General features: G+C 71.8%; 23 protein-coding genes. 14 read left to right on the top strand and 9 right to left on the bottom strand.

What is annotated here, in order from left to right:
* Positions 1–29: 29 nt before the first annotated feature.
* Together ABGB21_RS29220 and ABGB21_RS29225 are read right to left on the bottom strand one after the other, a co-directional pair.
* A complete protein-coding gene (locus tag ABGB21_RS29220; RefSeq protein WP_347657492.1) occupies positions 30–221 on the bottom strand; it encodes a DUF5703 family protein in 192 nt (63 codons plus the stop codon).
* 97 nt (positions 222–318) lie between these two features.
* Complete coding sequence (locus ABGB21_RS29225; RefSeq protein ID WP_347657493.1) at positions 319–1290, bottom strand: aldo/keto reductase; 972 nt, start codon at positions 1288–1290, stop codon at positions 319–321.
* Between the two features lie 235 nt (positions 1291–1525).
* On the opposite strand from ABGB21_RS29225, the gene ABGB21_RS29230 reads away from it, so the two are divergent.
* From ABGB21_RS29230 to ABGB21_RS29260, 7 genes are all read left to right on the top strand, one after another.
* On the top strand, positions 1526–2578 hold the full coding sequence (locus tag ABGB21_RS29230; protein ID WP_347656320.1) for an LLM class F420-dependent oxidoreductase: 1053 nt from the start codon (positions 1526–1528) through the stop codon (positions 2576–2578).
* Between the two features lie 151 nt (positions 2579–2729).
* Positions 2730–3563 (top strand): undecaprenyl-diphosphate phosphatase, encoded by an 834-nt coding sequence (locus ABGB21_RS29235; RefSeq protein WP_347656318.1) that lies wholly within the window; start codon positions 2730–2732, stop codon positions 3561–3563.
* Positions 3564–3702: 139 nt separating this feature from the next.
* A complete protein-coding gene (locus ABGB21_RS29240) occupies positions 3703–4479 on the top strand; it encodes a histidine phosphatase family protein (protein ID WP_347656316.1) in 777 nt (258 codons plus the stop codon).
* A gap of 157 nt (positions 4480–4636) precedes the next feature.
* A complete protein-coding gene (locus tag ABGB21_RS29245) occupies positions 4637–5215 on the top strand; it encodes a DUF3090 domain-containing protein (RefSeq protein WP_347656315.1) in 579 nt (192 codons plus the stop codon).
* A gap of 43 nt (positions 5216–5258) precedes the next feature.
* Positions 5259–6077 (top strand): SCO1664 family protein, encoded by an 819-nt coding sequence (locus ABGB21_RS29250; RefSeq protein ID WP_347656314.1) that lies wholly within the window; start codon positions 5259–5261, stop codon positions 6075–6077.
* 185 nt (positions 6078–6262) lie between these two features.
* Entirely contained in the window at positions 6263–7501 is a 1239-nt protein-coding gene (gene mshC / locus ABGB21_RS29255; protein WP_347680504.1) for a cysteine--1-D-myo-inosityl 2-amino-2-deoxy-alpha-D-glucopyranoside ligase, read from the top strand.
* Positions 7502–7656: 155 nt separating this feature from the next.
* Positions 7657–8187 carry an AAA family ATPase gene (locus tag ABGB21_RS29260; protein WP_347656311.1) on the top strand — a complete coding sequence of 177 codons (531 nt, stop codon included), beginning with the start codon at positions 7657–7659 and terminating at the stop codon, positions 8185–8187.
* Between the two features lie 19 nt (positions 8188–8206).
* Here the strand turns inward: ABGB21_RS29260 and ABGB21_RS29265 are convergent, their stop codons facing one another.
* Positions 8207–8998 carry a GntR family transcriptional regulator gene (locus tag ABGB21_RS29265; protein ID WP_347656309.1) on the bottom strand — a complete coding sequence of 264 codons (792 nt, stop codon included), beginning with the start codon at positions 8996–8998 and terminating at the stop codon, positions 8207–8209.
* A 433-nt stretch (positions 8999–9431) separates the two neighbouring features.
* Between ABGB21_RS29265 and ABGB21_RS29270 the strand changes: the two genes are divergently transcribed.
* Positions 9432–9572, top strand: a complete 141-nt coding sequence (locus tag ABGB21_RS29270) for a hypothetical protein (RefSeq protein WP_347656308.1) — start codon at positions 9432–9434, stop codon at positions 9570–9572.
* A 130-nt stretch (positions 9573–9702) separates the two neighbouring features.
* Here ABGB21_RS29270 and ABGB21_RS29275 read toward each other — a convergent pair whose 3' ends face one another.
* Complete coding sequence (locus ABGB21_RS29275) at positions 9703–10572, bottom strand: PAC2 family protein (RefSeq protein ID WP_347656306.1); 870 nt, start codon at positions 10570–10572, stop codon at positions 9703–9705.
* A gap of 377 nt (positions 10573–10949) precedes the next feature.
* On the opposite strand from ABGB21_RS29275, the gene ABGB21_RS29280 reads away from it, so the two are divergent.
* Both ABGB21_RS29280 and ABGB21_RS29285 read left to right on the top strand, forming a co-directional pair.
* Positions 10950–11696 carry a neutral zinc metallopeptidase gene (locus tag ABGB21_RS29280; RefSeq protein WP_347656304.1) on the top strand — a complete coding sequence of 249 codons (747 nt, stop codon included), beginning with the start codon at positions 10950–10952 and terminating at the stop codon, positions 11694–11696.
* A gap of 143 nt (positions 11697–11839) precedes the next feature.
* Positions 11840–12493, top strand: coding sequence for an HAD family phosphatase (locus ABGB21_RS29285; RefSeq protein ID WP_347680506.1), 654 nt, complete (start codon positions 11840–11842; stop codon positions 12491–12493).
* Positions 12494–12634: 141 nt separating this feature from the next.
* On the opposite strand, the gene ABGB21_RS29290 is transcribed toward ABGB21_RS29285, so the two are convergent.
* From ABGB21_RS29290 to ABGB21_RS29310, 5 genes are all read right to left on the bottom strand, one after another.
* Complete coding sequence (locus tag ABGB21_RS29290; RefSeq protein ID WP_347656301.1) at positions 12635–15187, bottom strand: FtsX-like permease family protein; 2553 nt, start codon at positions 15185–15187, stop codon at positions 12635–12637.
* Positions 15187–15954, bottom strand: a complete 768-nt coding sequence (locus ABGB21_RS29295; protein WP_347656299.1) for an ABC transporter ATP-binding protein — start codon at positions 15952–15954, stop codon at positions 15187–15189. The genes ABGB21_RS29290 and ABGB21_RS29295 overlap by 1 nt, the downstream gene beginning before the upstream one ends.
* Positions 15955–16430: 476 nt before the next feature.
* A complete protein-coding gene (locus ABGB21_RS29300; RefSeq protein WP_347656297.1) occupies positions 16431–17117 on the bottom strand; it encodes a response regulator transcription factor in 687 nt (228 codons plus the stop codon).
* Positions 17118–17123: 6 nt separating this feature from the next.
* Positions 17124–18416 (bottom strand): sensor histidine kinase, encoded by a 1293-nt coding sequence (locus ABGB21_RS29305; protein WP_347680508.1) that lies wholly within the window; start codon positions 18414–18416, stop codon positions 17124–17126.
* 142 nt (positions 18417–18558) lie between these two features.
* Positions 18559–19617 (bottom strand): PD-(D/E)XK nuclease family protein, encoded by a 1059-nt coding sequence (locus ABGB21_RS29310; RefSeq protein WP_347656293.1) that lies wholly within the window; start codon positions 19615–19617, stop codon positions 18559–18561.
* A gap of 216 nt (positions 19618–19833) precedes the next feature.
* Here ABGB21_RS29310 and ABGB21_RS29315 point away from each other — a divergent pair, with 216 nt between their 5' ends.
* The 4 genes from ABGB21_RS29315 to arc all read left to right on the top strand — a co-directional run bounded on the left by ABGB21_RS29315 (position 19834) and on the right by arc (position 24552).
* Entirely contained in the window at positions 19834–20943 is a 1110-nt protein-coding gene (locus ABGB21_RS29315; RefSeq protein ID WP_347656328.1) for a site-2 protease family protein, read from the top strand.
* A complete protein-coding gene (locus tag ABGB21_RS29320) occupies positions 20940–21887 on the top strand; it encodes a tRNA (adenine-N1)-methyltransferase (protein ID WP_347656291.1) in 948 nt (315 codons plus the stop codon). Before ABGB21_RS29315 ends, ABGB21_RS29320 begins: the two co-directional genes overlap by 4 nt.
* A gap of 81 nt (positions 21888–21968) precedes the next feature.
* A complete protein-coding gene (locus ABGB21_RS29325) occupies positions 21969–22544 on the top strand; it encodes a hypothetical protein (protein WP_347656289.1) in 576 nt (191 codons plus the stop codon).
* A 226-nt stretch (positions 22545–22770) separates the two neighbouring features.
* Positions 22771–24552 carry a proteasome ATPase gene (arc, locus tag ABGB21_RS29330; RefSeq protein ID WP_347656287.1) on the top strand — a complete coding sequence of 594 codons (1782 nt, stop codon included), beginning with the start codon at positions 22771–22773 and terminating at the stop codon, positions 24550–24552.
* The last annotated feature ends 26 nt before the right edge of the window (positions 24553–24578 follow it).

Raw genomic sequence — 24578 nt, forward strand, 5'->3', positions numbered from 1 at the left:
CCGGGGCGCCGGCTCGGGGCGCGGCCGGCTCAGTACGACAGACCCGGCTGCGCCTGGTTGACCACCCGGCGCCGCAGCACCACCTGGCGGGTGCCATCGCGGTAGAGCCGGACCCGGGCCAGTTCCCAGCCGGAGAACTCGGCCTGGATCGCCAGCTGCGCCATCGCGGTCACGCGGTCGACGTTCGGCGGTAACCGCAACGGCGCGTATTCGTAGTCCATGGCCCCTATCCTGCCCACCCTGATCGGCCGACACCAGTCCTTCGCCGGCGTGAGCTGGGCCTCCGGGCCACCTGCCCGGTCCGCCCCCGGCGGCGGCTCAGCCGTCCCGTTCCGGGTAGCCGACCGGTACCGCGGAGACGTCGTCCAGGGCCCGGGCGATCTCGTCCGGCAGGGTCATCCGTTCGACCTGGAGCGCGCCGAGCAGCTGCCCGACCGTACGGGCGCCGAGGATCGGCGCGACGACGCCGGGACGGTCGCGGATCCAGGCGAGCGCGACCTCCAGCGGCGACGCCCCCAGCCCGGACGCGGCGGTGGCCACCGCCTCCACGATGCTGGAGCAGCGGGGCTCCAGGTATCGGGCGACGAACCGGTCGAAATGGGCCGAAGCAGCCCGGGAGTCGGCGGGCCGGCCGTGCCGGTACTTTCCGGTCAGCACCCCGCGACCGAGCGGTGACCACGGCAGCACGCCGAGGCCCAGGCTCTCGCAGGCGGGCAGCACCTCCCGCTCAACGCCCCGTTCGAGCAGCGAGTACTCGATCTGGACGGCGACCACCGGAGCCCGTCCGGGGAAGGCTGCCTGCCAACTCGCGGCCTGCGCGGTCTGCCAACCGGAGAAGTTCGAGACGCCGACGTAGCGGACCCGCCCGCTGTTCACCGCGTGGTCCAGCGCCGACAGCGTCTCCTCCAACGGAGTGGCTGGGTCGTAGCCGTGCACCTGCCAGAGATCGACGTGGTCGGTGCCGAGCCGGCGCAGCGACGCGTCCAGGGTACGCAGCAGGTGACCCCGGGAACCGTCCCGGCGACGGGTGGAACCCGGGCGGAGGCCGGCCTTGGTGGCGATCAGCACGTCGTCCCGGGGCACCAGCGAGCCCAGCAGGGAGCCGATCACCGCCTCGGCGTCCCCGTCGCTGTACACATCGGCGGTGTCGACCAGGTTGCCCCCGGCGTCCAGGTAGCTCTTCAGTTGCGCGGCAGCGTCATCCGCGTCGGTGTCCCGACCCCAGGTCATGGTGCCGAGCGCGAGCCGGGAAACCGCCAGCCCGCTTCGGCCGAGCGGTCGCTGCTGCATGGTTGAACTCTATTCAGAACATCGTCCCGCCGATATCCTCGCTCCCGCCATAACCGGCGCGCGTTCCACCACAGAACGGGCGGGTGGGCGGGGCGCCCGCGCGGTCGACACCGTCGCGACCCGTCCCACCGGCGGGTGTCGTACCCGTCGCTGGGTCGCCCCCACCGGCCGTCGGGTGCCGTCCCGCGATTGCGTACCCTGATGCGACTCGCGACGACAGGGGGGGGACGAAGCAGTGCGACTCGGGCTCAGCCTCGGCTACCAGACGGCGTGGAGCACACCGGCGGATCATCTGGCCCTCGCCCGCGAGGCGGACCGGCTCGGGTACTCGGTGGTCTGGGCCGCCGAGGCGTACGGCTCGGACTCGCCCAGCATGCTGGCCTGGCTGGCCGGCCAGACGGAACGGATCGACCTCGGCTCCGGGGTGATGCAGATCCCGGCCCGCAGCCCGGCGGCGACCGCCATGACGGCGGGCACCATCGACGCGATCTCCGGTGGTCGGTTCCGGCTCGGCCTCGGTGTCTCCGGCCCGCAGGTCTCCGAGGGCTGGCACGGGGTACGTTTCGCCAAACCGCTCGCCCGGACCCGGGAGTACGTCGACATCGTGCGGCTCGCGCTGGCCCGCAAACCGGTCGAGTACGACGGGGCGCACTACCGGCTGCCGCTGCCGGACGGCCCGGGCAAGGCGCTGCGGCTCGGCTTCCACCCGCCCCGCGAGCGGGTGCCGATCTACCTGGCCGCGGTCGGGCCGAAGAACCTGGAACTCGCCGGGGAGATCGCCGACGGCTGGCTGGCGGTCTTCTACGCACCGGACTTCGCCGCCGAGCAGCTCGCCGCGGTCACCGCCGGCCGGGCCCGGGCCGGCCGGGAACTCGCCGGCTTCGACGTGGTGCCGACGGTGCCGGTGGTGCTCGGCGACGACGTCGCCGCCTGTGCGGAACTGGTCCGCTGGTACGCGGCGCTCTACGTCGGCGGGATGGGCAGCCGGGAGCAGAACTTCTACAACCAGCTCGCCACCCGGATGGGCTACGGGGACGCGGCCCGCGAGGTGCAGGACCTCTATCTGGCGAAGCGGCAGCGGGACGCGGCGGCGGCGGTGCCGCTGGAGTTCGTCGACCGCACGTCGCTGTTGGGCCCGGTGGAGCGGATCGCCGACCGGATGCGGGAGTACGCGGCCGCCGGTGTGACCACTCTCTCGGTGAGCCTTTTCGTCGCGGACGTGGACAGTGGGGTACGGACGCTGCGGGCCTGTGCGGAGGCGCTGGACCTCGCCGGGGTGGGTGAGTGAACGGACGTGACCGGCGGACCGGGTGGGCCGGTCCGGGGTCGCTTCGGCGGCCCGTGCTGTGGGAGGACGGTGTGACCGGGCGGAACAGCCCGCCGGGCGCACCGACGGGACGAAACGAGGGGCGTACGGTGCTGCGGAGCGGGGTACGAGGGTGAGCTGGATCGAGGCAATCGTCCTGGGCATCGTCCAGGGGCTCACCGAGTTTCTTCCGGTGAGTTCGTCGGGGCACCTGCGGATCACCTCGGCGATCTTCTTCGACCAGGACGCCGGGGCGTCGTTCACCGCGGTCACCCAGCTCGGCACCGAGGCCGCGGTCCTGCTCTACTTCGCCAAGGACATCTGGCGGATCACCCGGGTCTGGGTCGTCGGCATCTGGGACCGTTCGGTGCGCTCGAGCCTGGACTACCGGATGGGCTGGTACGTCATCATCGGGTCGATCCCGATCGGGTTGTTCGGGTTCCTGTTCAAGGACCAGATCCGGACCGCGGCCCGGAACCTGTGGCTGGTTGCCACCACCCTGATCGTCTTCGCGTTTGTGCTGGCCTTCGCCGAGTACTGGGGTCGGCAGACCCGGCGGATCGAGAACTTCACGCTGCGCGACGGCGTGGTCATGGGCTTCGCCCAGGCGATGGCCCTGATCCCCGGGGTGTCCCGGTCGGGCGGCACGTTGACCGCAGGGCTCTTCCTCAACCTCACCCGGGAGGCGGCGGCCCGCTACTCGTTCCTGCTCGCCATCCCGGCGGTGGTGATGTCCGGGATCTTCAGTCTCCCGGACGTCTTCGACACCAGCGGTGGCGGGTCGATCCCGACCCCGGCCCAGATGATCGTGGCCACCGTGATCGCCTTCGGTCTCGGCTACGCCTCGATCGCCTGGCTGCTGCGCTATGTCGCACATCACAGCCTGTACGTTTTTGTCCTCTACCGGGTGGCGCTCGGCAGCCTGGTCTTTGCGCTGCTCGGCACCGGGACCATCGCGGCGACCTGACCACCGGGCCGTCGCGTGATCGCGGTGGCCCGGTGGGTCCGCCGGCCCGACCCGGCGCCGGCAGGCCCGGCCGTGCCAGGCCGCCGGTGGGATCCGGTACCGCCGGGCCGGCCCGCCCCCCGGTCCGGCGGGCCGTAGGGTGGGCTGCGTGGCAACCCTCCTGCTTCTCCGGCACGGCCGGACCACGGCGAACGCCGCCGGCGGCCTGGCCGGCCGCCAGCCGGTGGAACTCGACGAGACCGGTCGGTCCCAGGCGACCGCCGTCGGGGCGCGGCTGCGCGCGGTCCCGTTGGCGGCGGTGGTCACCAGCCCGCTGATCCGGTGCCGGCAGACGCTGGACCTGGCACTCCCGGACGTCGTGCCGGTGGTCGAGGACGGGCTGGTCGAGTGCGACTACGGCAGCTGGCAGGGCCAGCCGTTGAAGACACTGGCCAAGGATCCACTGTGGCAGGTCGTGCAGCAGCACCCGAGCGCGGCGGTCTTCCCGGACGGCGAGTCGATGGCGGGGATGGCGACCCGCGCCGTCGAGGCGGTCCGGCGGTGGGACGCCCGGATCACCGCCGAGCACGGACCGGAGGCGGTCTGGCTGGCGTGCAGCCACGGCGATGTGATCAAGGCCATTGTCGCGGACGCGGTCGGTGTGCACCTCGACCAGTTCCAGCGGATCGTGGTCGACCCGGGGTCGGTGACCGGCATCCGCTACACACCGGTGCGTCCGTTCCTGCTCCGGCTCAACGACACCGGTGGTGAGCTGGCCGGTCTGGTGCCGCCGAAGCGGTCCCGGCGGCGCCGGGCGGCGCGTACGGCGGATTCTGACGCCCCGGTGGGCGGCGGTGCCGGCGCGGTCGGCACCGGTACGGAGACCGTGGGGGAGCCGGCCGCCGCCGGGTCGACCGGCTCGGGCGGTGGGCGGTGACCGTTCCGTTGGGCACCCGGCGGAGCGGGGCACGGGACGCCGGCCGCCCCTCGACCCAGGCACCACGGAGCGTTCCGGTACGCCGGGGCCCGGACCGGACGGTGATTCGCGTCGGTGGGCTGCACGGCGTGGTACCGGGCCGGATAGGGTCGTGGGTATGACCCACCAGGTGCACGCATTCGAGCCGCCGGAGCGGTTCGTCGCCGGGACCGTGGGGCCGCCGGGCGACCGGACGTTCTTCCTGCAGGCGCGGGGCGGCGGGCGCCTGGTCAGTGTCGCCCTGGAGAAGGTCCAGATGTCGCTGCTCGCCGAGAAGCTCGAGGAACTGCTCTCCGAGGCGCACCGGCGGTTCGGGGTCGAGCTGCCCGAGCCGCCGAAGGTCACCTCGGACAACGAGCCGCTGGATACGCCGGTGGACGAGGAGTTCCGGGTCGGCACCCTGGGGCTGGCCTTCGACGTCGACACCGCCACGGTGGTGATCGAGGCGATCGCCGCGGGCGAGGCCGAGGCGGAGATCGAACTCGGCGGCGCCGAGAGCGAACTCGACGAGGACGACGACGAGCCGGCCGACGACCTGGACCGGTTGCGGGTCCGGCTGACCCCGCAGGCGACCCGGGAGTTCATCGACCGGGCCCGCCGGGTGGTGGCCGCCGGACGCCCGCCGTGTCCGCTCTGCGGTCAGCCGCTCGACCCCGCCGGGCACCTCTGCCCCCGTCACAACGGCTACCACCGGTGACCGGTCCCCTCGGCGTCGGCGCCGGCGTGGCGGGATCTTTCCGGTGACCTCGTCCGACCTGCGACCCGTGCTGGACGAGAGCGACGCGCTGCGGCTCCTGCTCGGCGGCGAGCTGGAGTTGGAGGGGCGGCTCGTTGACGCGTCGAACACCACGCTGCGGGCCTTCCTGACCCTGGACGGGGTCACCGTCCGCTGCGTCTACAAGCCGATCCACGGGGAACGGCCGCTCTGGGACTTCCCGGACGGCACCCTCGCCGGCCGGGAGGTCGCCGCCTACCTGGTGTCCCGGGCCAGCGGCTGGGACCTCGTCCCACCGACGGTGCTGCGGGACGGCCCGTTGGGGCCCGGTGCCTGCCAGCTCTGGATCGACGAGCCGGAGCAGGCCGAGCCGCTGGTCGGCTTCGTGCCGGCGGACAGCCTCCCGGCACGCTGGTTTCGGGTCGCGGCGGCGCAGGACGACGACGGCGCGCCGTACGCGCTGGCGCACGCCGACGACCCACGGTTGGCGCGACTCGCGGTGTTGGACGCGGTGCTGAACAACGCCGATCGCAAGGGCGGCCACGTGCTGTACGGGCCGGACGACCGGATCTACGGTGTCGACCACGGCGTCTGTTTCCATGTGGAGGACAAGCTCCGGACGGTGCTCTGGGGCTGGGCCCGTCGGACCCTGCCGCCGGACGTCCGGGAGATGCTCGACGGGCTGGCCACGGCGATCATCGGCCCGCTGGGGGAGAGCCTGGCGGAGCACCTGACCATCGGCGAGGTCGCCGCCACCGCCCGGCGGATCGACCGGCTCCGGGACAGCGGCCGGTTCCCGGTCCCGTCCGACGAGTGGCCGGCGATTCCCTGGCCGCCGGTCTGACCCGCCGTCGAGTACCGCTTCTCCGGGGCGTCGCTTCCTGGGCGCCGGTCAGGGGTTCCGGCCGGCCGCCATCGGCGGCGGCCCGGTCCCGGCCCGGTTGATGGCCCGATGGGTGCCCTGTCGGTCTGATCACCTTCGTGGCCGGGCGGTCGGAGCCGCCGGTCCCGGCTGGCTAGGGTGTGACCATGGAATCCTGGGTGGGGCACGACATCCCTCGGCTGCCGGGTAGGGGACAGCCGCTCGCCTTGTTCGACTCGGCGCGCCGCGCGGTGCATCCGACCCGCCCCTCCGGGACGGCGACGATGTACGTCTGCGGCATCACCCCGTACGACGCCACCCACCTGGGGCACGCGGCGACCATGATCACCTTCGACCTGGCCCAGCGGGTCTGGCGGGACAATGGTCACCAGGTCAGCTACGTGCAGAACGTCACCGACATCGACGATCCGCTGCTGGAGCGGGCGGAACGGGACGGCGAGGACTGGAAGGTCCTCGCCATGCGGGAGACGGCACTGTTCCGGGAGGACATGGAGGCGCTGCGGATGATCCCGCCGGCGCACTACGTCGGCGCCGTCGAGTCGATCCCGGCCATCGCGGAGCAGGTCCGGGCGCTGCTGGAGGACGGTGCGGCGTACCGGCTCGAGGACGGCACCGGCGACGTCTACTTCGACGTCGCGGCCGCGCCCCGGTTCGGTTACGAGTCCAACCTGTCCCGGCACGAGATGCTTCCGCTCTTCGCCGAGCGGGGCGGTGACCCGGACCGGGCCGGCAAGCGTGACCCGCTGGACCCGCTGCTCTGGCGTGGCGCCCGGGACGGCGAACCGGCCTGGCCCGGTGGAACGCTGGGGCCGGGGCGGCCCGGCTGGCACATCGAGTGTGCGGTCATCGCGCTGGGGCTGCTCGGCGACCGGATCGACGTCCAGGGCGGCGGCAACGACCTGCTCTTCCCGCACCACGAGTGCTCCGCCGCGCACGCCGAGCGGCTGACCGGCGTGGAGCCGTTCGCCGGCCACTACGTGCACGCCGGCATGATCGGCCTGGACGGCGAGAAGATGTCGAAGTCCAAGGGCAACCTGGTCTTCGTCTCGCGGCTGCGCGCCGACGGCGTGGACCCGATGGCGGTACGCCTCGGCCTGCTCGCCGGTCACTACCGGTCCGACCGGGAGTGGACCGACGACGTGCTCAAGGTCGCCATCCAGCGGCTGGCCCGCTGGCGGGAGGCGGTGGCAGCCCCGGTGGGCGCCTCCGGGGCCGACCTGCTGGCCGGGGTACGCGAGCGGCTCGCCGACGACCTGGACACCCTGGGCGCGTTGACCCTGCTGGACCAGTGGGCGGACGCCACGCTCGCCGGCGCCGGGACGGACCCGGATGCTCCCGCGCTGGTGGCCGCGACCGTCGACGCCCTGCTCGGTATCCGGCTGTAGTCTCCCGGCCACTGCCGGCCGGCTGTTCACGGTCGGCCACTCCCGGTCGGTGGGCCTCGTCTGCCGACCGGATCGCCGACGGTCCGGGTCGGCCGGGGAAACCGGGCGGGCGACCGTCGGCGACCGGGACCCCGGCCGTCCGTACGCTGTCCGCGATGATCCCTCCGTCCCGCGTCCTGATCTGCGGAGTCCACGGCTCCGGCAAGTCGACCCTGGCGGCGCGGTTGGCCACCCGCCTCGGCGTGCCCTGGTACCCGGTCGACGACCTGCTCTGGGAGCCCAACTGGGTCGAGGTGCCGGTCGCCGAGCAGCGGCGTCGGATCGCGCGGATCTGCCAGCGGGACCGCTGGATCCTCGACGGGGCGTACCACGGGTGGCGGGACGTGCCGCTGGCCCGCGCCGACGTGGTCATCGGCCTGGACTATCCGCGCTCGCTTTCCTTTGGGTGGCTGCTGCGCCGTACGCTGCGCCGGGTGGCCACCGGTGAGCAGATCTGCAACGGCAACCGTGAGTCGTGGGGCAGCGTCCTGTCCGCAGAGTCGATCCTGGTGTGGCACCTGACCGGGTTCGGTCGGGAGCGGCGGCGGATGCGGGCGTGGCAGGCCGACCCGTCCGGGCCGCCGGTGCTGCTGTTCGCGCACCCGGACGCGCTGGAACGCTGGCTGGCGGACCTGCCGCGCAGGTGACGGCGCGGGACGTCCGCGGTCAGCCGAGCACCAGTCCGGGGTCCGGGTCGGGTTCGGCCACCGGCCCGGGCACCTGGTACTGCTCGGTCAGCGTGGTCATCGGACCGGGCCAGGTCGCCTGGGCGACCTCGATCGGCCGGCGCTGGGCGTCGTAGGCGACGTGCAGCAGGTGCAGCACCGGGGTGTCGGGGCGGATCTGCAGGGTCTCCGCCTCCTCCCGGCTGGGCTGCCGGGCGCTGATCTGGTCGGTGGCCGAGACGTAGCGTCGGCCGATCGCCTCCTCCGCCTCCTGGTAGAGCGGCCGGCCGTATGCCTCCAGCCGTTCCAGACTGGTGCCGGCCGCGTCGGCCACCCGGAACCAGGAGGCGCCGACCTCGACCGGAACGTCCTCGGTGCGGACCAGGTGTCGGCGGACGATCAGTTCGGTGCCGTCGGCCACCCCGAACGCGTCGGCGACCTCCGGCGGTGCCGGGGCCCGGCCGACCTGGATCAACTGTTGCCGGTACCGGGCGGCGAGGTCGGCGTGGTAACCGCGGTGACCGCCGTAGCGGCCCCGGGACAGCCGGTTCAGGCGGCGTCGGGTGCCCCGGACGTACGTACCGGAGCCCGGCTTGGTGATCAGCACCCCTTCGACCCGGAGCTGGTCGATCGCGCGTTGCACGGTCTGCTTGGCCACCCCGAACAACTCGGCGATGGCCGGGATGGACGGCAGCCGCTCACCGGCGGCCCAGTCTCCGGCCCTGATCTTGGCGCGGAGCTGCTCGGCGATCTGCCGGTGCGGAAACTCGGCGGCCCCCGGGTTTATCTGCATGTCACACTCCCGTCGCTCCGGTGGCGGTAACACTAGGTTCCTAGGATGCCGTACGGGTGGTGCCCCGGGCAACCCGTCGGCGCCCGAGACGGAAGTTACGCAAGGCACGACTCCGAGGGAGCAGCTGGACCAGTCCGGCGACGGCCAGCGCGACCACAATCAGGTAGACCAAGACCCGTCGCCGAGGTGTTGCGGAGCGCCGCCACCGATGCCCGCTACCGGCGGGTCATGGACGAGGCCGGCGACGAACCGCGCCGCCGCATTCTTGCCGTCTTCGACGAGCTGGAACGGATTACCACCGCGCCATCGTTCCGCGGCTGTCGCCACACCTCGGCGGAGCTGGCCCTGACCGACCCGGACCATCCCGCCCACGCGGAGGTCCGGGCCTACAAGGACCGGTTGCACGGACTGTTCGTCGCCGAGCTGACCCGCCATGGGCACCGCGAGCCGGGCTTTCGGTGCCGACCAGCTCCTCGTGCTCATCGACGGGGTGCTCGCGCACGCCGTCACCCGTCCCGACGCCCATCCCGCGCTGGCGGCCCGCGCCGTGGCGGAGGTCGTCCTCGATCAGTGACGGTGTGCCGCGGTAACGCGGTGGACCCGTTCCGGCCGACGGCGGGCGGCGGTTCGACCCGCGTCCACGGTCGCCGCCCGCCGCCCGGTGTGTCGTTCCGTCCGTACGGCCGGCTGCCGCCGGCCCCTGGTTACCAGGAGCCGGCGGTGGGGCCGGCCGAGCCGCCCCGACGGCGCAGGTACTTCTCGAACTCCTGGGCGATCTCGTCGCCGGTCAGCGGCTGGATGCCGGCGTCACCGACCCGTTCCTCCAGTTCGCGGACGTACTCGCCGAGTTCGGCGTCCTGTTCGGCAGCGGTGCGTACCCGCTGCTCCCACTCGGCGGCCTCCTCGGCCAGGTCTGACATCGGGACCGGCAGGTCGAGCACCTCCTCGACCCGGTGTAGCAGGGCCAGGGTCGCCTTGGGGCAGGGGGGATTGTTCGCGTAGTGCGGCACGTGGACCCAGAACGACACGGCGTCGACCTCGGCCCGGGTCGCCGCGTCGTGCAGCACGCCGACGATGCCGGTCGGACCGTCGTACCGGGTCGGGGTGAGCTGGTAGCGCTCGGCGGCGTCCTTGTCCGAGGCGCTGCCGCTGATCGGCAGCGGCCGGGTGTACGGCACGTCGGCCAGCAGCGCACCGAGCAGCACGATCCGGTTGATCTCCAGGCTGTGGCAGAGTTCCAGCACCTGTTCACAGAAGGTGCGCCAGCGCATGCTCGGCTCGATGCCCCGGATCAGCACCACGTCCCGGTCGGTGCCCTCCGGGCTGGCCACCATGAACCGGGTGGTCGGCCACTCGACCCGTCGGGTCTCACCGTCGGCCATCGTGATCGTCGGCCGGCTGACCTGGAAGTCGTAGAAGTCCTCGGGGTCCAGTTCGGCGACCTGGCGGGCCTGCCACACCTGCTCGAGGTGTTCCACCGCCGCCGTCGAGGCGTCCGCCGCGTCGTTCCAACCCTCGAAGGCCGCGATCGCGACCGGCGAGCGCAGCACGGGCAACCCGTCGAACTCGGTCACGCCCTACCTCCAGCGTGCGTACCGGCGTCGAGCCGCCGGGGGTGGCCGCGCCACGCGGCGGTTCCCGCACTGAACCTGGTACTGCCGTCCCTGTTGTCCCTCACGTCCGTCAGCCTACGTCTCGGACTCGGACCCGGCCCGCCGGCCGCGCCGGCCGGCGGGCCGTCCGGGACGGTACGGCGGGGCCACTGACCGCAGTGATCACGATATACCGGTACATAAGCGATGATAGCCCGTGCCATCCGCCCGGTGCTTCCGGTTGATCTCGATGGTCACCCGGCGGATCGGTCCGTTCCGCACCGGAGACGATCCGGTGGTTTGACGGGATCGGCACCATGGGACGGTGTGCGGGTTGTCGATCACCGTGGGAGGCCGTGATGCGTCCGTTTCGTCGTACCGACCGGTTCTGGCGGCTACTGGCTCTGACCGTCACGGTGGTGGTCGCGGGCGCCTGCTTCGTCGGACCGCGGGGTGGACAGGAGCCGTCGCCACCGGACGGACCGGCGACCCCGACCGCCCCCGGCGACGCCGATCGGCCCGGGGCGGACCGGCCGATGGACGTCGAAGACTTCGAGCAGGACATGAAGACCGCGGTCCGGGTCGCCGAACTCTACTGGGCCGGCCAGTTCCGCGAGGCGGGGGAGCGGTTCCAGCGGGTCAGCCAGATCACCGCGTACCGGCGGGCGGGTGAGATCGAGTGCGGCGGTCAGGCACTGCCCACCAACAACGCGGTCTACTGCTCGGTCGGCGACTTCATCGCGTACGACATCAACTGGGCGGTGGTGGCCTTCCAGCAGGTCGGTGACGCGTTCCTGTACTACCTGCTCGGCCACGAGTACGCGCACGCCATCCAGGCCCGCCTCGGCATCCGCCACGAGTACACGATCCAGCACGAACTGCAGGCCGACTGCATGGCCGGCGCGTACATCGGTGACTCGGAGCGGGACCGGGTGCTCGCGGTGGAGGAGGGGGACATCGACGAGCTGTTGGCCGGGCTGCGGGCGGTCGCCGACGATCCGGACCAGCCGTGGTTCGCCGAGGACGCGCACGGCACCGTGGAGCAGCGCACCAGCGCGTTCTTCGGCGGCTACCAGAGTGGGTTGACCGCCTGCGAACTCGGCTGAGGGACCAGGCGCGGGGGAGCGACTGAGGCTTCCGCCACAGTTCGGCGGCGGCCCGGAGTGGGGGTCCGGCGGGGTTGGCAGGATCGGGAGATGATCCGTACCCGCGCCCGGGAGGCATCCTGAACAGCCAACACCCCGCCGCCGTGCTCTTCGACATGGACGGCACCCTGGTGGACAGCGAGCGGCTGTGGGACGTCGGGCTGCAGGAACTCGCCGCGCACTACGGAGGGGAGCTCTCGGAGACGGCCCGGATCGCCATGGTCGGCACCAGCATGGCCGTGTCGATGGAGATCCTGCACACCGACCTGGCGCAGCCGTGGCGGGACCCGGCAGCCAGCGCCGCCTGGCTGGAGAAGCGGGTGGCGGAGCTGTTCCTCACCGAACTGCGCTGGCGGCCCGGCGCGTTGGCTCTGGTGCAGGCGGTACGCGCGGTGCCGATCCCGACCGCGCTGGTCACCTCGAGCGCCCGCAGCCTGGTCGAGGTGGCGTTGGACACCCTGGGCCGGGACAGCTTCGACGTGATCGTCTGCGGTGACGAGGTGGCGGCGAACAAGCCGGACCCGACGCCGTACCTGACCGCGGCGCGGCTGCTGGACGTGCCGATCAACCGCTGCGTGGCGATCGAGGACTCGCCGGCCGGGGTGGCCAGTGCGCTCGCCGCCGGTGCGGCGGTGCTCGGGGTGCCGAGTCTGGTGCCGATCGACCCGGTTGACGGCCTACACCTGCTGGAGACCCTGACCGGGGTGGACCTGGAGCTGCTCGGCGGGCTGCTGGCCCCGCTCGACCTGTCCCGCTGATCCGCCGGGCTGCCGGGCGCGGTGCGGTACCGGGCGGTCGCCCGATCCGGCAGTGGAGACGGCCCGAAGACGGCAGCGGGGCGGCGTCCGGTCGGACACCGCCCCGCACCAACCCGTGGCTACCCCCAAGCCATGGGCGGGCTATTCGTGCGCGATCGCACCGAGAACGTTCAGCCGCGCGGCGCGGATCGCCGGCAACACCGCCGCGAGCACTCCGACCACGGCAGCCAGGCCGAGGACGATCCCCATCTGGGCCCACGGCAGGACCAGGTCGGTGATGCCGTCCTCGCGCAGGGCCCGGACCACCGCCGCGCCGAGACCGGTGCCGACGGCCACCCCGAGCAGGGCGCCGAAGACCGAGATCACCACCGCCTCGACAGTGATCATCCGCATGGTCTGTGCCCGGCGCAGACCGATCGCCCGGAGCAGCCCCAGCTCGCGGGTCCGCTCCAGCACCGACAGCGCCAGCGTGTTGACGATCCCGAGGACGGCGATCACGATCGCCAACGCGAGCAGGATCCGGATCATCGCGAGCAGTTGGTCGAACTGGCCGGTCTGCTGCTCGATGAACCCGGCCCGGTCGGCGACCGACACCGTGGGGCTGTCCGCGAGCAGCGCCTCGACCTGCGGCATCACCTGGTCCACCGAGGCGCCCGGGTCGAGCTTCAGGTACGCCTGGGTGGGCTTCGGCACCCCGAAGTCAACCGCGGCCGAGGCCGGCAACAGGAACCCGCTGAACAGGTCGGACTCGGCGTAGATCCCGGTCACCGTGTACGTCCGCGCCTCGCCCCGGGACAACTGGACCGGGACCGTGGCACCAACCGACAGGCCCCGCTCCGCGGCCGTACCGGAGTCGACCAGCAGCTGCTGCGGACCGAGGGTGTCGATGCTGCCGGCGGTCGGGCTGACCCGGAAGATTTCCCGCAGCGCGGCGACGTTGTTGGTCGCGCTGACCCAGGTACGGTCCTGGCCGACCTGTGCCTGGTCCAGGTACGTGCCGGCGACCAACGCCACCCCGGGTACCTCGGCGGCCCGGTCCAGCACCGCCGCGTCGAAGCTCGGCGGCCGGGGACCGGTCTGCCGGCCGGAGATCACCAGTTCGGCCTGGATGGTGTCCTCGGCCAGGGCGGTGATGCTGCTCTTGGCCGAGTCCAGGATCACCGTCACCCCGGTGACCAGGGCGATGCCGACCATCAGGGCGGCGGCGGTGATCGCGGTCCGGCGCGGGTTGCGGCCCGAGTTCAGCCGGCCGAGCTTGCCCGGCACCGACCAGGCGAAGAGCCGGCCGAGGACGGAGACCACCGGGCGGCTGATCAGCGGGGTCAGCAGGGCGACCCCGACGAAGGAGAGCAGCACCCCGCCGAGCACGGTCCAGAGTGTGCCGTCGCCGGCGTTGCCGGTCAGACCGAGCAGCAGCAGGGTACCGCCGAGCGCGGAGACCACCGCGCCGGAAACGGTGATCCGGGTCAGCGGCCGGTCCGGGGTCGCCACGTCCTGCATCGCGGCCACCGGCGGGATCCGGGCGGCCCGCAGCGCCGGCAGCACCGCCGCGACGAGGGTGACCAGCAGACCGACCACGAAGGAGCTGATCACCGCGCTGGGCGGTACGCCGATCCCGGCCAGTTCGAGGCCGCCGGCGACCTGTCCGAAGACGTACGCCAGCAGGGCGCCGACGCCGATGCCGGCGAGCAGGCCGAGGACCGAGGCGAGCAGGCCGATGACGGTGGCCTCGGTCAGTACCGAACCGATCACCTGACGCCGGCCGGCACCGATGGCGCGCAGCAGCGCCAGTTCCCGGGTGCGCTGGGCGACGATGATCGAGAAGGTGTTCAGGATCAGGAAGATGCCGACGAAGAGCGCCACACCGGCGAAGCCCAGCAGGATGTTGTTGAAGAAGCCGAGCGCCTCGTCGAAGCCGGCCGCCGCGTCGTCGGAGAGCTGTTCGCCGGTCTTCACCACGTAGCCGTCGCCGAGGGCGGCCGAGACCCGGTCCCGCAGCGCCGCCGGGTCGACCCCGTCGGCCGCCGTCACGGTGATCTCGGTGTAGACGCCGGTCTGACCGAGCATCGACTCCTGCGCCACCCGTTCGGTGAAGGTCACCTCCTGGACGCCGCCGAGGCTTTCCCGGCCGCCGCTGTAGCCGAAGATGCCGACGAGGGTGAACTCCTGCTTCTCCTTGAACGGGGTCAGTACGGCGACCCGGTCGCCGACCGAGAGTTTCGCCGCCGTGGCCACCGTCTGGTTGACCGCCACCTCGGTGTCCGCGGTCGGGCCGCGTCCGGTCCGCAACTCGACCAGTTTGTTCTCCCCGGTCCAGTTGCCGCCCAACTGCGGCGGCCCGAAGGAGGTGAGGGCCTTGCCGTTGTCGCCGATCATCAGGGCGCCGTCGGCGCCGACCGTGCCGGTGGCCGCGGCGACGCCGGGGACGGCCCGGACCTGGTCGAGGGTGGCGGCCGGAAAGGGAGCGGCGACCTGTTCCCCCTGCATCTCACCCATGTTGATCTTCGGTTTGGCGCTGACCCCGACGTCGGTCGCGGCGTAGGCGTCGCTGAACAGGCCGTCGAAGGACCGGCTCAGCGTGTCGGTGAGGACAAACGCGCCGGAGACGAACATGACGCCGAGGACAACCGCGAGCCCGGAGAGGACCAGCCGGAGCTTGCGGGCGAGCAGGCTCTTCAGGGTGGCGCGCAGCATCACTGACCCGCCTCGGTGAGCCCGTCCAGCTTCTTCATGGTGTCCAGCACGGTGTCCGGGGTCGGCTCGACCAGTTCGGAGACGATCTGACCGTCGGCGAGGAAGACCACCCGGTCGGCGTACGAGGCGGCGACCGGGTCGTGGGTGACCATCACGATGGTCTGCTGGTGTTCGGCGACGGAGCGGCGCAGGAAGTTGAGTACCTCGGCCCCGGACCGGGAGTCGAGGTTGCCGGTCGGCTCGTCGGCGAAGATGACCTCGGGGCGGGAGGCGAGGGCCCGGGCGCAGGCGACCCGCTGCTGCTGGCCGCCGGAGAGCTGCGCCGGCCGGTGGTGGAGCCGGTCCCGCAGGCCGACCGTGTCGATGACGGTGGACAGCCACTCGGGATCGGGTTTGCGGCCGGCGATGGAAAGGGGCAGCAGAATGTTCTCCTGCGCGGTCAGCGTCGGCAGGAGGTTGAACTGCTGGAATATGAATCCGACCTTGTCGCGGCGGAGTTTGGTGAGGCCCGCGTCACCGAGCCCCGTCACCCGGGTGTCGCCGATGTGGATGGTGCCCCGGGTGACCGAATCGAGTCCGGCGAGGCAGTGCATGAGGGTGGACTTCCCGGAACCGGACGGTCCCATGATGGCGGTGAACCGGGCCCGCTCGAATTCGACGCTCACCCCCCGCAGCGCCGACACCTGGGCCTCGCCGGTGCCGTACACCTTCCATACGTCGTCCGCCCGGGCCGCTGTCGCGGAACCTCGGGTCACCGTCGCCGTCACGTCATCTCCCCCTGATAGATAGTCCTGCCCGGTCGGGCCGTGGCGAACCGCCGCAGCATCCATCGTCGGTGTCGAAGGCGGTTGCGGCGTCCGCCCGAGGGCGGAGCCGGAGCGGATTTCCCGGTGCGGGTCGGCCCCGATGAGAAATCAGGGTTGTCCCTGACTGCTATCGTTCGGTCGGCGGGCGTTTCCGCCCGATTATCCATTCTTCTGCGATTGTCCGCAGCCGCTTCGGCTCCGTGCCCATGGTTTTCCGTCGGTCCCGAATGACCGCCGGTATGTCGTTGTTCCGACTGGCAGGATTCCGTCGTTCTCTTCTGACGGTAAACGAGGTGTCCCGTCCGGTCGTCGTACGACGGAACGGTTTCCGGATCCGACTCCCGCCCCGTCGGTACTCCTCCACCGGTAGGAGGGATGCCCGACCCGGCGTACGTCCTCTCGTCCTGCGGGCGTACGCCGCAGGACCCGCCGACGGGTCAGGCGCCCGGACGGACCAGACCGGTCTCGTACGCCAGCACCACCGCCTGCACCCGGTCCCGCAGGCCGAGTTTGGTGAGCACGTGACCGACGTGGGTCTTGATCGTCGTCTCGCTCACCGACAGGGCCCGGGCGATCTCCGCGTTGGACAGCCCCCGGGCGACCTGGACGAGCACCTCCCGCTCCCGTTCGGTGAGCACCCCGATCTCCTTCGGTGGCGCGGCGGCCGGATCGGGCAGCGTCTCGGCGAACCGGTCCAGCAGCCGCTTGAGGATCCGGGGCGCGACGACGGCCTCACCGGCGGCGACGGTCCGGATCGCGGTCACCAGGTCCTCGGCCGGTACGTCCTTGGCGAGGAAGCCGCTCGCGCCGGCCCGCAACGCGCCGACGACGTACTCGTCGAGGTCGAAGGTGGTCAGGATCAGCACCCGGACCGGCAGCCGGGCGTCGACGATCGCCCGGGTGGCGGCGACCCCGTCCATCCGGGGCATCCTGATGTCCATCAGCACCACGTCGGGCAGCAGCCGGCGGGAGAGGTCGACCGCCTCCAGCCCGTCCCCGGCCTCGCCGACGATGTCCAGGTCCTCCTCCGCGCCGAGCACCATCCGGAACCCAGTCCGCAGCAGCGGCTGGTCGTCCGCGAGCAGGACCCGCACCGGTCGCTCCGGGGCCTGTCCGTCCGTCATGCCGCCCTACCTTCCGCTTCGTTCGCTGATCGGCGCACCCAGGTGCTCCATCGGCATCTTGGCGTACACCCGGTAACCGCCACCGGGGCGTGGCCCGGTACGCAGGGTCCCACCGTAGAGCGCCACCCGTTCCCGCATCCCGACCAGGCCGTGTCCGACCCGGCTCTGCTCCGGCGTCGGCCCGCGCCCGGTGTCGGAAACCTCGACGATCAGCCAGTACACCCCGAAACTCAGTCGGACCTGGGCGGTGGCCGTGCCGGCGTGCTTCAGGGTGTTGGTGAGCGCCTCCTGCACGATCCGGTAGATGGTCAACGCCACCCCCGGATCGAGTGGTCCGGGCGTGCCGTCCACCCGCAGTGTCACCGGCAGGCCCGCCTCCCGGACCTGTTCCACCAGGGCCTCGATGCCGGCGAGCCCCGGCTGCGGGGCGAGGTCGGCGGCCGGTTCGGCGTCCGTGCGCAGCACGTCGAGCAGCCGGCGCAGCTCCCGCAGGGTGGTCCGGCTGGTCTCCTCGATGGTGCCCAGCGCGCCGTCGGTGGCGGTCGGGTCCCGGGACAGCACCCGTCGGGCGCCGGTGGCCAGCACGCCCATCACGCTGACGTGGTGGGCCACCACGTCGTGCAGTTCCCGGGCTATCCGTCGTCGTTCGTCGGCGACCGCCTGGTCGGCCAGGGCCCGCTGGTTCTCCTCGGCCACCCGGGCCCGCTCCTCCAGAGCGCCGAGCGAGGCGCGGCGGGCGTGCACGGTACGTCCGATGAAGAAGCAGACCAGGACGAACATCAGCTGGGTGAAGAGCAGGTATCCGGCGGAGAGTTCAAGTCGGTTGTCCGAGGCCGGTCTGGCCAGTGCGACGAACACGCCGGGAGCCCAGAGGACCGCGTTGGCCAACGCCGCCTGCCGGAGCGGGAAGCGGGACGCGGCGGTGTAGCTCAGCGCGATCACGGTCACCGCGACGCTCACCGGCCGGGCACCGGAAAGCTCGGTGGCGAGCAGAATCGGGGTCGCCACCAGCACCGCGGTCCAGGTGGCGGCCTGCCGCAACAGGATCGGGGCGAGGCAGGCGACTCCCCAGACCGCGGTCGCACCACGGCCCACCGTGGAAGCCTCCGGATATCCGGCGATGATCTCGGCGGGGTCGATGACCAGGAACACCAGTTCGACCAGAACGGCGGTCAGGACCAGCAGCGTGTCCTGGGCGAGCGCCCGACCGTGCCGGACGACGAACCGCCCGGGAAGGTGGCGGCGCCATCCCGGGCCGGGTCCGGGGACCGGGGCATCCGGGAGGTCGCGGCGGGTCATGCTGGCGACGCTATCCGCTGTTTCAGCGCATAGCTCATCGGCGACGGCGAAGCTGACCTCCTTCTTCAGGAGGAGAACCTCTCCTCCTGTGCCCCGGATCCCCACCGGCCCGGTGGCCGCTGGCGGACCTCCTCCGACCCGGTCAGCCCGGCCCGGGATCGGCCGGCGTCGTTTTCGCTGTCGCGGACCGCGGCGGTGGCGTTGCGGCCGGCTCGGTCCGTACCGGCTGCGTCGGCACGCCGGCGGGGCCGCCGGCCGTCCTCCGGCTGACCCGGGCCGGCGGCGCGACGGTCGACGGTGGGGCGTCCGCCGGTTCCGGGAACGGTGGGGGAGTGCCGCCGAAGGTCGGACAGTGTGCCTGGTGGCTGCACCAGTCGCAGAGCCGGCTCGGCTTGGGGCGGAAGTCGCGGGCCTCGGTGGCCTGTTCGATCGCCCGCCACAGGGCCAGGACGGTCCGCTCGAACCGGACGAGTTCGTCGGCGTCGGGGCGGTAGTCGCAGATCTCGGCGTCCTTGAGGTAGAGCAGCCGCAGCACCGTCGGCACCACCCCACGGGTCCGCCACAGCACCAGCGCGTAGAACTTGAGCTGGAACAACGCCCGGGCCTCGAAGGCCTCGCGGGGTGCCCCGCCGGTCTTGTAGTCGACCACCCGCAGCGCACCGTCCGGCGAGACGTCCAACCGGTCGATGTAGCCGCGGATCAGCAACTGGTCGTCGACCACCGCCGAGACCAGACTCTCCCGCTCGGCCGGTTCCAGCCGGCGCGGGTCCTCCACGCTGAAGTAGCCGTTCAGCAGCTCGCGGGCCGAGGCGAGGAACTCGTCCGGCCCGGCGAGGTCGCCGGCGGGGAACAACTCGGCCAGCTCCGCCTGCTCGGCCACCAACCGGTCCCACTCCGGCGCCACCAGGTCCGCCGCCGCGGTCGGGGTCCGCTGGTCGGCGGGCAGGTCGAAGAGCCGCTCCAGCACCGCGTGGACGAGCGTGCCGCGGACCTGCTCGGCGCTGGGGCGCTCGGGCAGCCGGTCGATGCTGCGGAACCGGTAGAGCAGCGGGCAGGTCTTGAAGTCGGCGGCCCGGGACGGGGAGAGCGAGGCGGTGACCGCCCGGGCGGCCCCCGGGTCCGTAGCCGGTCCCGTTTCCACCGCCGGTGTTGTCGCCGCCTGTGTTGTCACGGCCTGTGTTGCCACCGTCTCTGCCGTCATGTCCGGAAGGTTATGCCACGGGTACGACGGAACCCGGCCCACCTACCCGCCGGTGCTGCCGTCCGGTCCTCGGTAGCACCCCGATCGGTCGCGTGCGGGCAGACCGAACCGACGGGTGGTCCGGTCGGGGCGTTCCGTAGCATCGAACCGATGGAGGAACCCTCGCGACCGCGACGTACCCGCACCAACCGGCGGAACGCCCTCGTCGTCGGCCGGGTGTTCGGCGTCCCCGTCCAGGTCAACGCCTCCATGCTGCTACTCGCCGCCGTGATCACCCTGATGTACGGCGGCGTCGTCCAGCGGCAGCTCGACCTGTCCCGACCCGCCGGCTACCTGTTCGGCGCCGGTTTTGTGATCCTGCTGCTCGGCTCGGTGCTGCTGCACGAACTGGGCCACGCGCTGACCGCGCGCCGGTACGGGATCGGGGTCCGGGGCATCACGCTGGAGCTGCTCGGCGGCTACACCGAGATGGACCGGGACGCGCCGACTCCCCGGGTGGACCTGCTGGTCTCGCTCGCCGGACCGGCCGTCTCGCTGGTCATCGGGCTGGCGGCGACGGGGCTGACGCTCGCCCTGCCGGACGGGACACTGGTCCACCAGTTCGCGTTCCAACTGGCGGCGAGCAACCTGCTGGTGGCGCTCTTCAACAGCCTGCCCGGACTGCCGCTGGACGGTGGGCGGGCGCTGCGGGCCGGGGTCTGGGCCGCCACCCGGGACCAGCACCTGGCGACCGAGGTCGCCGGCTGGTCGGGTCGGCTGGTCGCGGTCGGCACCGTCGCGTTGGTCCTCCTGCTGACCTGGGTGGACGTCCTGCCGGCCCAGGGGGTCGGTCCGGTGCTGGGCCTGGCGCTGGTCCTGGTGGTGGCGGTCACCCTGTGGCAGGGGGCGGGTCAGGCGATCCGGGCGGCCCGGATCAGTCGGCGTTTCCCGCTCATCGACCTGGCCCGGCTGGCCCGTCCGGTGTTCCGGGTGCCGACCGGCACACCGCTGGCCGAGGCGCAACGTCGCGGTGCGGCCGCCGGAGCGCCCGAACCGGCCCTCGGCGTCGTCGACTCGTCCGGCCGGCTGGTGGCGGTGGTGGACCGGGCGACCGCGGCCGCGGTGCCGGTGGAACGCCGTCCCTGGGTGGCCGTGGACACCGTGGCCCGCGGCCTGGACCGGGTGCCCACCCTGTCCGTCCGGCTCGTCGGCGAGGAGGTGGTGCACGCCGTGCAGAGCCACCCGGGCGCGCAGTACCTCGTGACGTCAGGCGAAGATGTGGTCGGCGTACTGCACGTCGCCGACCTGGCGCAGCTTCTCGAGCCGAACCGAAAGATGACTCAGTGACCGCACAGCCCACCGCCGTTTCCGCTGTCCGACCCACCCCGACGCCGGCCCGTCGCGGCCCGTTCCTGCCCGGGGACCGGGTGCAGCTCACCGATCCGAAGGGGCGGATGCACACCATCACGCTGGAACCCGGCCGGTCGTTCCACACCCATCGCGGGGCGCTGGAGCACGACGCGCTGATCGGGCTGCCCGACGGCAGTGTGGTCACCTCGACCGGGGGGACGGCGTATCTCGCGTTGCGACCGCTGCTCGCCGACTACGTCCTGTCGATGCCGCGCGGCGCCCAGGTGATCTATCCCAAGGACTCTGCCCAGATCGTCGCGATGGGGGACATCTTCCCCGGCGCCAAGGTGCTGGAGGCCGGTGTCGGTTCGGGTGCGTTGACCTGTTCGCTGCTCCGGGCGGTCGGACCGGACGGAGAACTGCACTCCTACGAGCTTCGTGAGGATTTCGCCGAGATCGCGCGCCGGAATGTGGAATCATTTTTCGGTGGACCGCATCCGGCGTGGACCCTGCACGTGGGGGACGTGGCCGACTGCCAGGAGTCCGGTTTCGACCGGATCATCCTTGACCTGCTCACCCCGTGGGAAGCGCTGGATCTGGTCGAGCGGGCACTGCTGCCCGGCGGTGTCTTCGTCGGCTACGTCGCGACCACACCCCAGCTCTCCGAACTGGTCGAGGCGTTGCGGGAGCGGGGCGGGTTCACCGAGCCGCGGGCGTGGGAGTCGCTGGTACGGGACTGGCACGCGGACGGCCTCGCGGTACGGCCGGACCACCGCATGATCGCCCACACCGCGTTCCTGGTCTCCAGTCGGCGCCTGGCGCCGGGCGTCACCGCGCCGCCGCGGCGGCGGAAGCCGAGCAAGGGCGCCGAGGCGTACGCGCTGCGCCGGCAGCAGGCACGGCAGGCGAGTGAGACGGCGCCGGGCGGCGCTGCCGAGTGAGCGGGGAGGTGGCATGAGCGAGCGGATCAGCCAGCTGCGGATGGTGGCTCGTCACGCCGCCGGGCCCAGTGGGGAGACGGCATGAGTCGGCCGGCGTTCGGTGGCGGTGGTGAGCTGCCCGCCGTCTTTCCGGACTGGTCGCCGTACCAGGACCTGGAGTCCGCCGCCCGGGCCTATCTGCGGGATCCGGACGTGGCGATGGAGGCGCTCAGCGGGGTGCTCCGCGGCGCCTCGGTGCTCGGGTTCACCCTGGAGCGGTTCGTCAACGAGGTGAACGGGGTCTGGCAGGAGGTCGCGATCTGCGACGGCAGCCGACTCATCCTGTGGCACGGCGAGGACGTGCCGCCGGACGACGGGCCCGCCGGTTCGATGACCTCGTCGCTGCGGGTGGTGCCGGTGTCGACGGTCAGCGAGGTGGGTTGCCGGCGTCGGTTGAGTCGTAGCCCGGACGGCCAAATCCGGGTGGACAGCATCGACGTCTACCTGCTGCTCAGCTCGCTCGACGAGGGTGTGCCCGGCGACGAGGCGCACGCGCCGCCCCGGCACGACGCCCTGCGGTTCGGCAAGACGCTCGACGACGGCGGGGCGGGGCAGATCGCCCGGCTGGAGGAGTTCGCCCGCCTGGTCGCCTCGGTCGTCGGCCGACCGATGCTCTGACCGGCTGACCGTACCCCGCCGCGGGGCCGGGTGGACCCGTTGTCCACCCCATCCGGTGCGACCTGCCCGAAACCGGCTCCGCCGGGTCGACCGGGACCGCCATAATGATCATGTTCACCGTGATCGAGTGATCAAGGTTCGGCGACGAGGGTGTTGCGTGGAACCGAATCAGCGTCACAGCGGTTAGTGTTAGGTCAGAACGTTCAAGCCCCCGGGGAGGTGGGACGTGGCACGCAGCGACGACGCGGACTCGCGCGCCGCACGGTGGGAGAAGGAGGCCCACGATCTCTCCACCCAGGTCGCGTTTCTTCAAGAGGAACTCGCTCTGGTGCGGCGCAAGTTGACCGAAAGCCCTCGACACGTCCGGCAGCTTGAGGAACGGCTGGCGGCGACACAGGCCCAACTGGCTCGGCTCACCGAGAACAACGAGCGGCTCGTGAACACCCTCAAGGAGGCACGCGCCCAGATCGTCACGCTCAAGGAGGAGATTGACCGGCTGGCGCAGCCACCCAGCGGTTATGGTGTCTTCCTGGCCCGACACGACGACGGGACGGTGGACGTCTTCACCGGTGGCCGCAAGCTACGGGTGGCCGTCTCGCCGTCGCTCGACGCGGCGGAGCTCCAGCGTGGGCAGGAGGTCCTGCTCAACGACGCGCTGAACATCGTCGACGCGTTCGGCTTCGAGCGGGTCGGCGAGGTCGTCATGCTCAAGGAGGTGTTGGAGAACCCCTCCGGTGGTGCGGGCGACCGGGCCCTGGTGATCTCACACGCCGACGAGGAGCGGATCGTCCACCTCGCGGAGACCCTGATCGGCTCGGCGTTGCGGGCCGGTGACTCGCTCATGATCGAGCCCCGCTCCGCGTACGCCTACGAGCGGATCCCGAAGAGCGAGGTCGAGGAGCTGGTCCTCGAAGAGGTACCGGACGTCGACTACAGCGACATCGGTGGTCTGCAGCCCCAGATCGAGCAGATCCGGGACGCCGTCGAGCTGCCGTTCCTGCACGCGGACCTGTTCCGGGAGCACCAGCTCCGGCCGCCGAAGGGCATCCTGCTCTACGGTCCGCCGGGCTGCGGCAAGACGCTCATCGCCAAGGCGGTGGCGAACTCGCTGGCCAAGAAGATCGCCGAGCGGCGGGGCGAGGAGAAGCACACCAGCTTCTTCCTCAACATCAAGGGCCCCGAGCTGCTGAACAAGTACGTCGGCGAGACCGAGCGGCACATCCGGCTCATCTTCCAGCGGGCCCGGGAGAAGGCCGGCGAGGGTACCCCGGTCATCGTGTTCTTCGACGAGATGGACTCGGTCTTCCGGACCCGGGGTTCCGGGGTCTCGTCCGACGTGGAGAACACCATCGTTCCCCAGCTGCTCAGCGAGATCGACGGCGTGGAGGGCCTGGAGAACGTCATCGTGATCGGGGCGTCCAACCGGGAAGACATGATCGACCCGGCGATCCTGCGTCCTGGCCGGCTCGACGTGAAAATCAAGATCGAGCGTCCGGACGCCGAGGCGGCCAAGGACATCTTCTCGAAGTACATCCTCACCGGTCTGCCGCTGCACCCCGACGACCTGGCCGAGCACGGCAACGATCCGGCGGCGACGGTGGCCGCGATGATCGAGGCCGTGGTGCTGCGGATGTACTCGGAGACCGAGGAGAACCGGTTCCTCGAGGTCACCTACGCCAACGGTGACAAGGAGGTCCTGTACTTCAAGGACTTCAACTCCGGCGCGATGATCCAGAACATCGTCGACCGGGGCAAGAAGATGGCGATCAAGGAGTTCCTCTCCTCCGGACGCAAGGGACTGCGGCTGCAGCACCTGCTCGACGCCTGCGTCGACGAGTTCCGGGAGAACGAGGACCTGCCGAACACCACCAACCCGGACGACTGGGCCCGGATCTCCGGCAAGAAGGGGGAGCGGATCGTCTACATCCGTACCCTCGTCTCCGGCGGCAAGGGCGCGGAGGCCGGCCGTTCCATCGAGACGGCGAGCAACACCGGCCAGTACCTGTAAACCGGACCGGCATCGTGGGCGCCGCG

The organism is Plantactinospora sp. B24E8 (assembly GCF_039871735.1).
In the GTDB taxonomy this organism is placed as follows: domain Bacteria; phylum Actinomycetota; class Actinomycetes; order Mycobacteriales; family Micromonosporaceae; genus Plantactinospora.